Origin of the sequence: Delftia sp. 60 (assembly GCF_002754395.1) — a bacterium.
Classification (GTDB): Bacteria; Pseudomonadota; Gammaproteobacteria; order Burkholderiales; family Burkholderiaceae_C; genus Comamonas; species Comamonas acidovorans.
Map to the genome: position 1 here is coordinate 3,647,215 of NZ_PEFD01000001.1, position 11,578 is coordinate 3,658,792.

Genomic DNA, 11,578 nt, shown 5'->3' on the forward strand with positions numbered 1-11,578 from the left:
TTAAATCCCTGTGGTGTCGAAGTGCTTGAGGTTGAACACGCGCTTCTCCCATTTGCGCGTGAACTGGCGGGCGATCTTGGGATGGGCCTTCTTGAGCTCGGCCTCATCGATGTAGGTGCCTGTGCGGGCCTTCCATTCGCACGCGGCCTTGCCGTTGGGCATGAGGACTTGCGTGTTCGTGCCCATGGCCTTGCGGATCTGGAACTCCAGGACCTCGGCTTCGGCCTCCCGGGCTTTGATCTCGGCGCGGATGAAGCGCATGCGCATCAGCCATTCGGACAGGGCCGGATCGGCCTGCAGCGCGTCGGCCTCGCCGTCCTCATAGAAGAGGCGGTCGGTGTCGCGGATGCTGATGGGGTCAGGCGGCACGCCAGCGCGGACGTGATTGCCCCAGAAGTCAGCACCACGGCTGCGCAGGGCCTGCACGGTCTCCTCGTCCCGGTCCACCGGATAGGCGCGCAACTCGTCGGCGCCGAAGAGCGCGGCGAGAATGCCGTTCTTCCTGCCCGTGACGCCCAGGCCCCACATGACCTGGGCCGTGTAGTGCGTGGGCATGTGGTCCGTGTCGGACTCGCCCCATTCCTTCATCTTGAAGGGATGCACGGTTTTCAATTCGACATTGGTGATCTCTTCGGCGCCGTCGAGCCGGACCTCGAAGTCGATCTCGGCGGCCATGAAGTCGTGCTGTGGGTCACGGTAGCGGTTGTTGCTTCCAACGATTTCAACCGAGTGACCATCAGCCTCCAGGCGTTCGACCAGCATCTCCGAGACGACACCCTCCCAGCGGATGCCCCGCGTGAGCACCGGCTTGCGCTCACCCTCGGCCCTGGGCTTGATCTTGTCGAGGTACAGATCCAGCGGGGTCTTCCAGGGGCTGATGCCCAGCACGGCGGCGATGTCGGAGCCGCCCAGGTACTTGGCCCGGTCGTGGCCGGGCGCGATGGTTTGCAGTGCCATTGAGGCCTCCAAATGAAAACGGCGCTCAGAAGGCGCCGGAAGTGAGGGCGGCCAGGCCAGCGCACATGGCGCTCAGGCCGAGCCAGAGGAAGAGGTGGAGTAGGGCGTTCATTCGGGGTCCAGAGGTTCGCCGCGCATTTCCCTGACGAATTCCAGGTAGCGGCTGCCGCCAGCGGGCCAAGCCCTGTCCAGCTTCTGTGCGGCTTCTTCAAGCCATTCGAGAAGGAGCGGGACTTTCTCGGTGTCGGTGAGTTCGGCCAGATTGATCACGGGCGCTCCTTCAGGCAGATGTGCGAGCCGCCGTCTTGCCAGACCGGGGTGAGGCCCTCGCAGGCCCGGGCCGCGGCGCGCGCAATGCGCAGCTCCTGTGGTGTGGGCTGGGGCTCCTGTGCGCCGGCATCAGCGCAGCCGGTGAGGGCCAGCAGGAGTAGGGCGGCCAGCACAGCGAGTAGCCATCCGCCTGGCACACCATCTGCATCCGGCTCATGTACCGGGCCAGGGGTCGAGCACTCGCGCAGGTAGCGGGCGTCTGGATCGGGGTTGAAGGGCTCGGCCGGGGTCACTCGTTGCATTGCGGTGGTTCCTGAAGAGCGAAACCCGCCGGGAGGGGCGGGTTCAGGTGTTGTTGGGGGTGTCAGCTATCGCTGTTGGTGGATCTCCGAGTTTTCGTCTGTCGTGCTCCAGTAGAAGTCGGGCAATTAGAGTGCCAACCAGCGCATCTTTGTCATAGGATGTCCGGTAGAGGTCGAAGAGCCGCTCAAGACGGGATGAGTGGCATCCGTTCAATGCATCTGAAATTTCTCTATCGTTAATACATATCAAAGAAGAGGTTTTTTTCATGTCAGTAATGGTGATGACTTGCCCACATTGCGGGGCGGAGAAAATGACATTCAATGTGGCTGTCGGCGCCAGGCACATTGATAGAAATTACTCAACGGCACTCGCTTTTTGCAATGCGTGTAACCAGCCTGTTGCGGCTAAGTTCTTTTTGAGGAGTGGAAATTTTTCCGCCGGTAACGATTTGGTTGATTACAATGGTGATCTGCTTGAAGAAAGAAATTTGATTAATACAAATATTTGGCCAAAATCAGAGGCAATCACATCTCCTGCAAGCGCTCCTGATAGAGTTGCACGTAATTACGTGGAAGCAGTGCAAGCGCGCAAGGCACGCCTTTGGAATGCAGCATGCGGAAGCTATCGACGCTGTATGGAATTGGCGTTGAAGGATTTTGCACCCGATATCGATGCATGGAAGCTTGAAAAAAGGATTGATAAATTAGCGGCTGATAACAGAATAACCCCCGATATACAAGAATGGGCGCATTCACTTCGATTAGATGGAAATGAGGCTTTGCACGGAGATGCGGATGCAACTGAAGAGATGGCAGAGCAAATGCATCATTTGACATATTTTCTTCTAACATATTTGTACACCCTGCCAAATCAGATCCAGCAGGCGAGAGATCGGCGAGAGCAAAGCGACGCTAAATTAAGCTAAATTGCTTTAGAGCAGTCTTCAGAATAAATTGGTAGGCACCCCAGCCGCGCGCGCACCAGCTCGGGCGGCGGCTCCGGCCGGGCCAAAGGGTCGCACAGGGATGTCCGCAGCGCGGCGTTGCCAGCCTGCACCCGCTCGATCAGGAACTCAGCCACGGCCGGGTGCTTGGCGGCTGTTGCGGCGTCAGGCGGCATTGATGCCCTCCGGGTAGCGGTTGGCGATGTGGGCCATGACGGCGGTGCGCAGCTGCAGGGCAGGCTGGCTGACCATCAGCGCGCCGAGCGCCGTGATGCTGTCGTGGTCGCCGTCGGCAATGGCCTCGGCCAGCATCTCGTCGAACGACATGGGTAGGCCAAAGGGGCCGGGCATGCGCTCGTGGAACCAGTCCGTGGGCGTCATGAAGGCAGCGGCGCGCTGCAGCTTCTGCATTGCGCGGGCCCTATCTTCGTCAGCCGCAGCGGCGCGGCTGTCCATCTCGTTTTCCCAGCGCTCCGCATCCGCGCAGGGGTTGGCGGTCATCAGCATGACGGTTCTCCAAAAGAAAACAGCCCTCTACGGGCTGCGGAACAATGGTTTACAGAGGCCTGTCGGTGCTCGACATAGACTGCCGGCCACAACTCTATGAAAGGCGCCCACATGAAAATCGCTTTCGCCATGGCCGTTGCGGCCTTTGTTCTCGGCGGCTGTGCTGTGTATGACGATGGCTACCGTGATGGGTACAAAAGCCATCCCCACGGCTGCCCGCCTGGCCAAGCCAAGAAGGGCAACTGCTGAAACCAAGAACCCGCCTCGGCGGGTTTTTGTTTTTGCGGTGCGTGGCAGCATCCCGGGCCGCAAAAGAAAAGGCCCGCGAGCGTTGAAGCTGCGGGCCTTGGTACAAAGTGCCGATGCCTTTAAGGCGTGCCTGGGAATTAGAGAGGGAGGGAGGAGGAACCCAGGCTCGGCGTGAAACTGTTGAACTCAGTATGGCCCGGACATGATCAGGAAAACATGTACGGGAGGTAAAAGATCGTTGGCATCAGTTGCAGAGTTGACGCTCGCAAGGGATGCCATCGTTGTCCCCGTCCATCTTCGTGTTGGGGCAATTGCGCAAGAAGAATTTTGCCTCCTCACAGGAGGTCATCTGCGAGCAGTGCGTGCGCCCGTCGCAGGTGTATTTGGGCGCGCTGGATGTGCTGCTGCCCACGTCGATGCTGCGAGGCCGTGGCTCCGTCAGCAGCAGGGTGGGCGTCATGCCCGCCGTCTTTGCCTGATACGACGTGTATGCCTTCCAGGCCGCCACCGCGATCAGCACGTAAACAATGAGCCTCAGCATTGAATGCCCCTCTCTTGTTGTGATTGATATGGCGGGCATCGTATCGCAGTCGGAAATGAAGATGGCCTGCCGTATTCGCCCCGGCTTTCCCTCAACAACGGTTTGGCGGACTCTCACCGCTTGCGGGTGGGCAACTACCCGTCACGATTGGCCATCACGGGGGCAGACTGCAGCGAATTTGTCTGGGTGAACCAGAGTCCAGCCGGGACGCCTCCCGAGCGCTTCGCAATCTGCCTTCGTGATGGCCCCGGCACATGGCCGGGGCGCGGGATTGGTTATCCGCAGACGGCGGAAATGGCGCGGAGCACAGAACGCTCATGAGCATTGCGCTCCTGGCGCGCAAGATAGTCGAAAGTGGGGTGGAAGTAGGCTTCCGGCTTGTGGCCGTCTTTCTTCATGTGCCCCAGGTCGCCGCGCTTTACGGCTGCATTGAGTGCCCGACGAACATCGGCTGTCAGCCGCGACACCAGCAGCACTCGTTGCATGCGCACTTTCTGCACGTTCGCCTCTGCCGCCGTCATCTCGCCGAGATTCAACTTGTCCTTGAGATGCTCAAAATCGTTCTGGCTGAGCTTCATCTCTCATCTCCTTCGCTGTGAAACCGCAGGACCCTGATCCAAGGCCCTGAGGTTTTCGTCCTGGCTCTTCCCGGCGAACCGGCTCCAGGACTCACAAACCCCTTGATCGTCGGTGCATCCCTCCGCGATCTATCACGGGCTAGGAAGGGGGCTCACCTTCATGGCACCACAGCAGCGGGCATTCGCCTTCTTCTGCCTTCCCATCGTTTCCGACGCCGGTTGACCATCTGGCCGGTGACTGCCCTGGCGCTGATGCGCTGTGTGGGCTGCTGGGATGAATTCTTCCCAAATGTGGGATGCAAGTCAACCCAAATTTGGGAATTCGGTGCAAATTTTTTCCCGCAATTGGGTGTTGCAGGGTGCTATCGGTTGTTGCAGGGGCACAAAAAAGCCCGCTGGTGCGGGCATTCGGTTTTGAATTTTTCGGGGCGAGCGTCAGCGAATCTATGGAGCCCCATCCTTTTTTGAAGCTTCCCACTCCTGATAGACGTCCATAGCTTTGGCCTCGATCATCCCTTTTCGCCGGTCGGGCAGCGCGGCAAATTGCTGTGGAGTGATGTCCTCGAAGGGCCATGGTGAGGTGCCCACTCCGCTCAACGGGTCGAACTCCTCGGAGAGCAAGGCCCATATGGGTATTTGAAAGGCGCGCGCAATTCCAGCCAAGTGATCAACGCCCGTGTTGGTCTCAGCCTTGGTCATCCGCTCGACCACCCCCTTGGATACGCCGGAGGCGTCCGACAGCCGCACGATCGTGCCCAGACGAGGGTTGGCCTGCATCAGCGCGCGCACGTTTTTGGCAAGGATGTGTCGTGGTTCCGAACTCATCCTCCGAGTGTGCCGAAGGCTGTATCCCAGGAATGGGATTGACTGTATCCCAAATTTGGGATTATGCTCGGCGCCCATGGAACCCATCATCTCTTTCCTCAAGCGTCGTCTTCGCGAGGCGGGCGCCGCGCGCTGGGAGTTGATTGCAGCGGATGCTGGGGTGGCGAAAACGCTGCCCCGGAAGATCGCCTGCAACGACCGAGACAACCCCGGCGTGCAGACCATCCAGCCTCTTTTGGACTACTTCCGCCTCGTTGATCTTGGCGAACGGAAACTTCCTGAACTGCCTTCCGCAGCCCCGGCCCCAGCCCAGGAGCCCGGCCATGCCTGAGCCGTACCGCTTGGGCGAGGCCCAGCCGACGAGCAAAAGGTTTTCGGGGAAGCGTTGGCGCCGAGGGTCGGCGTTCTTTGTGACCCTGCAGCGCAGCAGGACGCGCGTCTGGGAAGGTTGCCGGCGCCCGTCAGCTTCCGTCTTGGGAGGGGGGGTCTGCCTGCGCCGCACGCCGGGCTTCTTCTGCAGTGTCCACGCGCTGAATACCTTCCAGCAGTGCGTAGTAAGCGTCTTCGAACGTCTTGGCAACGATGCCCCGCGTGAAGTCGCTGTACTCCAACTCGATCTTCGAGAGCATTGCTCCGGCAAGAGTTGCTGTGGGCCCGATCAGTTCTTGTTTCATGTCCGCCCCTCTCGGGAATGGTTGTGTAGGAACTCCCATTCTGCGCCGGGAGGTGGCGGGCACCCCTTCGCTTCCAGCCCGCTGCCGCGCCGCCGCGCCAGCCCGTACATCAGCGCATCCAGCACCCTGCGGCTGACGTCCCATTCGTCGTCCAGGACCTCGTCCTCCACGACCACCACAGCTAGGAAAAAGACATGAACTACGACCACCTTCCACCCCAGCACGCACGGGGCCGCAACCCAGACCTGGAATACACGAACCTGCGCATGAACCTGCCGGTGTTCACGTACAAGATGCTCGACTCGTCGGTCCAGATCCGCATGCGCGCAGGCGAGCCCCGCTGCAGCGTGAACCAAGTCATCAACGAAATCCTGGACCCGTGGGCCGACCTGCGCTGGCGCCAGTCCGATATGGACCTGCGCCTGACGCCGGAGAACCCCTTCGAGATCGTTTCCTACCGCCCGCGCGCCGGCCAGCCCGAGGTCGAGCTCATGGAAGTTCGCGCCTCGGTGCGCAAGTTCACCCTGGACGTGATCCAGGCGCACATCGATGTCCTGTACAGCGGCGATAGCGATGCCAGCCGGGGCGATGTGATCCGCCAGATTCTGACCAGCTGGGCTTTGAAGCGTTGGCATGAGTCCAGTATCACGATCGAGCGTGTGCCTGTGAATCCTTTCGCTGTGGCATCGGCTCCCAGGGGCGAGGAGGGCGGCAATGTCTGAAGTCGTCAGCCTCGACCGCATCCGCGCCCTGGCGCACGCAGCGCGCGCCGCTGGCCAACCCATCGAACAGGCATGCCCTTGGCCGGCCACGACACCCGCTGGCCAAGCCTTCGCACGCGCCTACGAGGGCCAGGAGCCGGCATGAATCTCTCCATCCGTTTTGTCGAAGCCTGCAAGGTGCGCATCGACGGCCGGCCAGCGCCGGAACCCGTCCTGATGGTGCACTTTGCCGAGATCCCCGAATCCATGCCGCTGGAGCAGCAGGCCCTGGAGATGCGCATCCAGGCGCAGGGTCTGCTGCTGCACGCCGACATGCTGGACTTCCAGCGCACCGGCAAGGTTCTGCACCGCCAATGCGCCGATCGGGCAAAGCGCGCCATGTATGCCCTGATCGCGCTGCGCACGCCCGAGCGCCAAGCCGAGATGGAGCGCGTGCTGGGAGGTGCTCCCAATGCGTGACTACGCCAAAGCCGTCCCCAAGATGTGGCACGGCAAGACCTTCAAGGCCCTGCGCAAGCACCCGGAGGGGCTTGTGGTGGCCCTTTACCTGATGACCTCGCCCAGCTCCAACATGCTGGGCCTGTATGCCCAGCCCGTGCTGTACATGGCCTACGAAACCGGCCTTGGTGAAGAAGGGGCTCGCAAGGGCCTACAGCAGTGCATCGAAGCGGGTTACTGCTCCTATGACGATGAGTCGGAATTCGTGTGGGTGCACGAGATGGCCAGCTACCAGATTGCCTCTGAACTGAAGGGGTCTGACCTGCGCTGCAAGGGCATCCAGAAGGACTACGACGCCTTGCCGGACAACCCGTTTCTGGGCGAGTTCTTCGACCGCTACGCCGAAGCATTTCACTTGCATGGAAGAAGGGGTGAAGAAGGGGCTATGCAACCCCCTTGCAAGACCCTACGAAGCCAAGAACAAGAACAAGAACAAGAGCAGGAACAGGAACAGGAAAAGAAAGAGCCTTACGGCTCTGTCGGCAGCGCCGACGACCGGCCCGGCGAAAACGCACCTGGCAAGCCTGGACTGCCGAACTGCCCGGTTCAGGACCTGGTCGACCTGTACCACGAAGTCCTGCCCGAACTGCCGAAGGTTCGCCTGCTCAACGAGGGCCGCCGCAAGGCCGTGGGCAAGCTCTGGCGCTTCGTCCTGACGAGCAAGAAATCCGACGGCACGGCCCGTGCTGAGACCGCCGAGCAGGCCACGGCCTGGATCCGCGACTACTTCGGCCGTGCCCGCGACAACGACTTCCTCATGGGCCGCGGCTACCGCAGCCCCGAGCACGCCGGCTGGCAGTGCGATCTGGACTTCCTGCTGACCGACAAGGGCATGAAGCACGTCATCGAAAAAACAAGGACCGCAGCATGAACGCCCGCTCCATGCCCCCTCTGGACGAAGATTTCGACGGCACCGCCGTGATGCCGCTGGCCAGCTACGAGGCTGAGCACGCTGTGCTGGGCTCCCTGCTGATGGACAGCCGGCTCTACGACGTGGTCGGCGACCTGCTGCAGGCCAAGGACTTCGCGGACGAGACACACGGAGCGGTCTACGGCGCCATCTCCGCGCTGGCCGTGGCCGCCAAGGCTGTGGACCCGATCACGGTGCACGAGCAGCTGGGCGGCCAGGTCGATCTGGGCTACCTCACGGCCTTGTTCAACGCCGGGAGCATCAACGGCTCGTCTGCCCGCCGCTACGCCGAAATCGTCCGGGAGCGTGCGCTGAGCCGGCAGCTGCTGGGCGTGGTGGACAAGGCCCGGGAGCTGGCGCGCGACCACGCGCTGCCCATCGGTGACCGCATAGAGCAGGTTTCGGCGCAGCTGGCAGGCCTGGTGTCCGATGGTCCTGGCGACGAATGGGTCGATGCCTCCGCAGGCATGGACGAGTTCCTGCAGGAGCTGGACCGGCGCGCCAGCGGCGTGGAGGAGCCGTTCATGCCCACAGGCTTGGCCGACCTGGACAACCAGCTCGACGGGGGCCTGCGGCCCGGGGAACTGGTCATCATCGCCGGCCGACCTGGCATGGGCAAAACAGCGCTGGCCCTGGGCATCGGCAGCCACGGCTCCAAGCTCAAGCAGACCTGCGCCATGTTCTCGCTGGAGATGCCGCGCATCCAGCTCTACGAGCGCCAGATCGCCTCAGAGGCAGAGGTCTCGTACAGCAAGATCCGGCTGCCCAAGCGCCTGACCGACGAAGAGGGTGCCGCCGTCGTGGCTGCAGCCGAGCGCGTGAAGGCCCGGCCGTTCTACGTGACGGACAAGACCGGCCACAACATCAACACCGTGCGCACGAAGGCCCGCGCGCTCAAGCGCCGGCACGGCCTGCGCCTGCTGATCATCGACTACCTGGGCCTGCTGGAAGGCGCGAACCCGAAGGACAACCGCACCACCCAGCTCGGCGAGATCACGCGCAACCTCAAGAAGCTGGCGAAGGAACTGGACATCACGATCCTGCTGCTGGCCCAGCTCAACCGTGAGGTGGAGAAGCGCGTGGACGGCATGCCGATCCTGTCCGACCTGCGCGACTGCGGCGAGATCGAGCAGGACGCCGACATCGTGCTGTTCGCGCATCGACCCATCCAGCACAAGCCCAGCCTGGGCGACGCCTGGCGCTACTACGGCGTCATCCGCGTGGCCAAGCAGCGCGGCGGCGCCACCGGCGACATCGACGTCAAGTACACGGGCCCGCTCCTGACCTTCTCCAACTGGTACGGCGCCCGGCCGAGCACCAACCCTGGCCGTTCGGCCGACTTCGAGTGAAAGAGACCACCATGATCACCTTTACCGTTCCCGGCCAACCCGTCGGCAAGGGCCGCCCCCGCATCGGCAAGGTGGGCCAGCACGCCCGCATGTTCACGCCCGCCAAGACCGTGAACTACGAGGGCTTGGTGGCCCACGCCGCCAGCATCGCCATGGCCGGCCGCGCGCTGCTGGAAGGCGCCATGGGCGTTCACCTGCTCATCAACTGCCAGGTGCCGGCCAGCTGGTCCCACAAGAAGCAGCAGCAGGCCCTGGCCGGCGCCATCCGTCCAACGACCAAGCCGGACATCGACAACATCGAGAAGGCCGTCTACGACGCCATCAACGGCGTGGTCTGGAAGGACGATGTGCAGGTTGTGGATGTCGTGAAGACCAAGCGCTACGCGGCCGCGCCCGGGGTGATCGTGACGATCAAGCCCGTGGGCGAGCAGGAGCAATTGGCAGAGCAGGGTGACCTGCTGGGAGCGCTGGCATGAGCGAGCACCTGACCGTCCTGCTCAAGACGCCCGAGCAGGGGCATACCGCCATCCTCAGCGCCTGGCGGCAGATCAAAGGCTGGCTGCGCGAGGGAAAGCGCCTGGTCCTGGAGATCCGGCCCGAGTGCCGGGAGGAGCGCCACAGCCGGCACTTTCACAGCCAGATCAACCAGATCAGCAAGCAGCTGGGCGGGGACTTGGCCAACGTGGAGGACGCCAAGCGAATCCTGATCAGTGCCTTCCGCGTGGACACGCTGGACGATGTTCAGTTTCGCGACGAGTGGGTGCGCCTGGGCGAGATGCGGATGGGCCGTGGCCTGCGCGGCGAGGTCGTGATGCTGGGCGTGCCCACGAAGAAGTTCTCGAACAAGCTGGCCAAGGGCTTCGTCGAATGGCTCTATGCCTTCGGCACCGAGGCCGGCGTGGTGTTCAAACCATGGGAGGACGAGATGCGATGAATTGCTGGCCCTGAAAAAAGAAAGCCCGCACATGGCGGGCCTCCCCGGACTGTTGTCCTGAGCAAGCAATAGTCTACCGGGAGAAGCCATTGACCACCAGCACCACCACGCCACAGCACGACGAACGCACCACACGCGAAATCATCTGGGATCACATCCTGGAGATGGCGCATCTCGGCCAGAACATCACCCGCCAGCGGCTCATGGACCTGACCGGCAAGAGCTATCACATCATCGACGACCACGTCAGCCGAATGATCGACGTCGAGGGCATCCTGCGGCGGACCACCGATGGTGTGTATGAGCTGGTCAGGGGCCCAGGGGCGCCGCGCCCGGTGTCCATCACCGACCTGGAAGACGGCATGACCCTGATCGAGATTGGCGACCAGGAACTGCGGGTCTGGCCCCGCGAACTGCGCAACATCGCCATCCGCCTCCAGGGCAACGCCATGCAGCACAGCAACCTGCAGCTGCAGCACGACGTCGGCCTGCTGGCCCAGGAAATCCAGCTCCAGCAGGCCGCGACCCGGCGCGAGATGGCCGCGCGCATCAAGGAGTTGGAAGGCAAGCTCAAGGCGCTGGAGGGGCGCCGAGTGGAGCCCAGCCCGCAGATGGACCTGTTGGCGGGGCGATGATCCAGTAGCATCTGCCCATACGTTAGGAGGATTCAAAGTGAGCAATTCGGGGGATGCTGCTCTGCAGCTACAACGGAAAATGAAAGTCTGGCAATATTGCTTGATTGGGATCGGCGTGAGCTTAGTTTGCGCATATGCCGTGTATTTTGGGGTTTTTCTCAATCAGAGGCTGGATTTAAATTCGGATAAATGGGGCGCGTTTGGCGATTTCTTCGGGGGGATTTTAAATCCGCTGGTTGCATTTGCAGCGTTTTATTGGGTTACTCAGTCGGTTGCATTGCAACGAATGGCTTTGATCGATGCGAAGGAGGCGGCTAGATCAGCGGCAGAGGCGGCGACTATGGCTCAGCAGACGATGCTCGAAAATGGTAGAACCTCGGTTCGACTAGCTGCTCTTACAGCTCTAGTAAATGTTGCTCAAGCGGATTCTGCTGTGGCAAGGGAAATACAGGAGGCAATACTTAGAGATCGTCCTAGCGATGACGATCACAGAGGTATTCAACACGAATACGACAACGATCACCGACAGACTCTGGAAACTCTACATTTGCGCAATAGGAAAGGGCATGAGGATGCAAAGAAGTATGCGGAACAGATAATGGAGATATTGGAGGGAAATAAGTAAATGCCATTTGGCAAGTTTAAAGTGGTTGCGGAGATATCACCCCAGTAGGGGTCGCCTA

The 11,578-nt window shown here is 61.5% G+C and carries 20 protein-coding genes; 12 read left to right on the top strand and 8 right to left on the bottom strand.

What is annotated here, in order from left to right:
- The 3 genes from CLV01_RS16515 to CLV01_RS16520 form a co-directional block, all read right to left on the bottom strand.
- On the bottom strand, positions 1-957 hold the full coding sequence (locus CLV01_RS16515) for a YqaJ viral recombinase family nuclease (protein WP_099733781.1): 957 nt from the start codon (positions 955-957) through the stop codon (positions 1-3).
- 108 nt (positions 958-1,065) lie between these two features.
- Positions 1,066-1,227 (bottom strand): hypothetical protein, encoded by a 162-nt coding sequence (locus CLV01_RS29190; protein ID WP_016449947.1) that lies wholly within the window; start codon positions 1,225-1,227, stop codon positions 1,066-1,068.
- Positions 1,224-1,529, bottom strand: coding sequence for a hypothetical protein (locus CLV01_RS16520; RefSeq protein WP_099733780.1), 306 nt, complete (start codon positions 1,527-1,529; stop codon positions 1,224-1,226). The genes CLV01_RS29190 and CLV01_RS16520 overlap by 4 nt, the downstream gene beginning before the upstream one ends.
- 266 nt (positions 1,530-1,795) lie before the next feature.
- Here CLV01_RS16520 and CLV01_RS16525 point away from each other — a divergent pair, with 266 nt between their 5' ends.
- Entirely contained in the window at positions 1,796-2,455 is a 660-nt protein-coding gene (locus CLV01_RS16525; RefSeq protein ID WP_257221339.1) for a DUF4145 domain-containing protein, read from the top strand.
- A gap of 183 nt (positions 2,456-2,638) precedes the next feature.
- Here the strand turns inward: CLV01_RS16525 and CLV01_RS16535 are convergent, their stop codons facing one another.
- On the bottom strand, positions 2,639-2,980 hold the full coding sequence (locus CLV01_RS16535) for a hypothetical protein (RefSeq protein WP_099733777.1): 342 nt from the start codon (positions 2,978-2,980) through the stop codon (positions 2,639-2,641).
- 111 nt (positions 2,981-3,091) lie between these two features.
- Between CLV01_RS16535 and CLV01_RS29195 the strand changes: the two genes are divergently transcribed.
- On the top strand, positions 3,092-3,229 hold the full coding sequence (locus CLV01_RS29195; RefSeq protein WP_180288413.1) for a hypothetical protein: 138 nt from the start codon (positions 3,092-3,094) through the stop codon (positions 3,227-3,229).
- Between the two features lie 244 nt (positions 3,230-3,473).
- Here CLV01_RS29195 and CLV01_RS16540 read toward each other — a convergent pair whose 3' ends face one another.
- The 3 genes from CLV01_RS16540 to CLV01_RS16550 all read right to left on the bottom strand — a co-directional run bounded on the left by CLV01_RS16540 (position 3,474) and on the right by CLV01_RS16550 (position 5,173).
- The gene (locus CLV01_RS16540; protein WP_099733776.1) at positions 3,474-3,770 is read right to left on the bottom strand and encodes an excalibur calcium-binding domain-containing protein; all 297 of its coding nucleotides are present in this window, start codon (positions 3,768-3,770) and stop codon (positions 3,474-3,476) included.
- 275 nt (positions 3,771-4,045) lie between these two features.
- Positions 4,046-4,348: a hypothetical protein gene (locus CLV01_RS16545; RefSeq protein ID WP_099733775.1), complete on the bottom strand. Its 303-nt coding sequence runs from the start codon at positions 4,346-4,348 to the stop codon at positions 4,046-4,048.
- A 444-nt stretch (positions 4,349-4,792) separates the two neighbouring features.
- Positions 4,793-5,173 carry a helix-turn-helix domain-containing protein gene (locus CLV01_RS16550; protein ID WP_143290049.1) on the bottom strand — a complete coding sequence of 127 codons (381 nt, stop codon included), beginning with the start codon at positions 5,171-5,173 and terminating at the stop codon, positions 4,793-4,795.
- A 76-nt stretch (positions 5,174-5,249) separates the two neighbouring features.
- On the opposite strand from CLV01_RS16550, the gene CLV01_RS16555 reads away from it, so the two are divergent.
- On the top strand, positions 5,250-5,504 hold the full coding sequence (locus CLV01_RS16555; protein ID WP_096916516.1) for a hypothetical protein: 255 nt from the start codon (positions 5,250-5,252) through the stop codon (positions 5,502-5,504).
- Positions 5,505-5,634: 130 nt separating this feature from the next.
- Here the strand turns inward: CLV01_RS16555 and CLV01_RS28785 are convergent, their stop codons facing one another.
- Positions 5,635-5,847, bottom strand: a complete 213-nt coding sequence (locus CLV01_RS28785; RefSeq protein ID WP_141441568.1) for a hypothetical protein — start codon at positions 5,845-5,847, stop codon at positions 5,635-5,637.
- 194 nt (positions 5,848-6,041) lie between these two features.
- Here CLV01_RS28785 and CLV01_RS16565 point away from each other — a divergent pair, with 194 nt between their 5' ends.
- The 9 genes from CLV01_RS16565 to CLV01_RS28790 all read left to right on the top strand — a co-directional run bounded on the left by CLV01_RS16565 (position 6,042) and on the right by CLV01_RS28790 (position 11,520).
- Positions 6,042-6,569, top strand: a complete 528-nt coding sequence (locus CLV01_RS16565) for a hypothetical protein (RefSeq protein ID WP_143290048.1) — start codon at positions 6,042-6,044, stop codon at positions 6,567-6,569.
- Complete coding sequence (locus tag CLV01_RS29200; RefSeq protein WP_013802091.1) at positions 6,562-6,714, top strand: hypothetical protein; 153 nt, start codon at positions 6,562-6,564, stop codon at positions 6,712-6,714. Before CLV01_RS16565 ends, CLV01_RS29200 begins: the two co-directional genes overlap by 8 nt.
- A complete protein-coding gene (locus CLV01_RS16570; RefSeq protein ID WP_097201808.1) occupies positions 6,711-7,028 on the top strand; it encodes a hypothetical protein in 318 nt (105 codons plus the stop codon). The genes CLV01_RS29200 and CLV01_RS16570 overlap by 4 nt, the downstream gene beginning before the upstream one ends.
- Positions 7,021-7,938 carry a hypothetical protein gene (locus CLV01_RS16575; RefSeq protein WP_099733771.1) on the top strand — a complete coding sequence of 306 codons (918 nt, stop codon included), beginning with the start codon at positions 7,021-7,023 and terminating at the stop codon, positions 7,936-7,938. Before CLV01_RS16570 ends, CLV01_RS16575 begins: the two co-directional genes overlap by 8 nt.
- The gene (locus tag CLV01_RS16580) at positions 7,935-9,326 is read left to right on the top strand and encodes a replicative DNA helicase (RefSeq protein ID WP_099733770.1); all 1,392 of its coding nucleotides are present in this window, start codon (positions 7,935-7,937) and stop codon (positions 9,324-9,326) included. The genes CLV01_RS16575 and CLV01_RS16580 overlap by 4 nt, the downstream gene beginning before the upstream one ends.
- A gap of 11 nt (positions 9,327-9,337) precedes the next feature.
- Complete coding sequence (locus CLV01_RS16585; RefSeq protein ID WP_099733769.1) at positions 9,338-9,802, top strand: RusA family crossover junction endodeoxyribonuclease; 465 nt, start codon at positions 9,338-9,340, stop codon at positions 9,800-9,802.
- Positions 9,799-10,260: a recombination protein NinB gene (locus tag CLV01_RS16590; protein WP_099733768.1), complete on the top strand. Its 462-nt coding sequence runs from the start codon at positions 9,799-9,801 to the stop codon at positions 10,258-10,260. The genes CLV01_RS16585 and CLV01_RS16590 overlap by 4 nt, the downstream gene beginning before the upstream one ends.
- Before the next feature lie 89 nt (positions 10,261-10,349).
- On the top strand, positions 10,350-10,895 hold the full coding sequence (locus tag CLV01_RS16595) for a hypothetical protein (RefSeq protein ID WP_099735304.1): 546 nt from the start codon (positions 10,350-10,352) through the stop codon (positions 10,893-10,895).
- Positions 10,896-10,932: 37 nt separating this feature from the next.
- Positions 10,933-11,520 carry a hypothetical protein gene (locus tag CLV01_RS28790; protein WP_143290047.1) on the top strand — a complete coding sequence of 196 codons (588 nt, stop codon included), beginning with the start codon at positions 10,933-10,935 and terminating at the stop codon, positions 11,518-11,520.
- Positions 11,521-11,578: the final 58 nt, after the last annotated feature.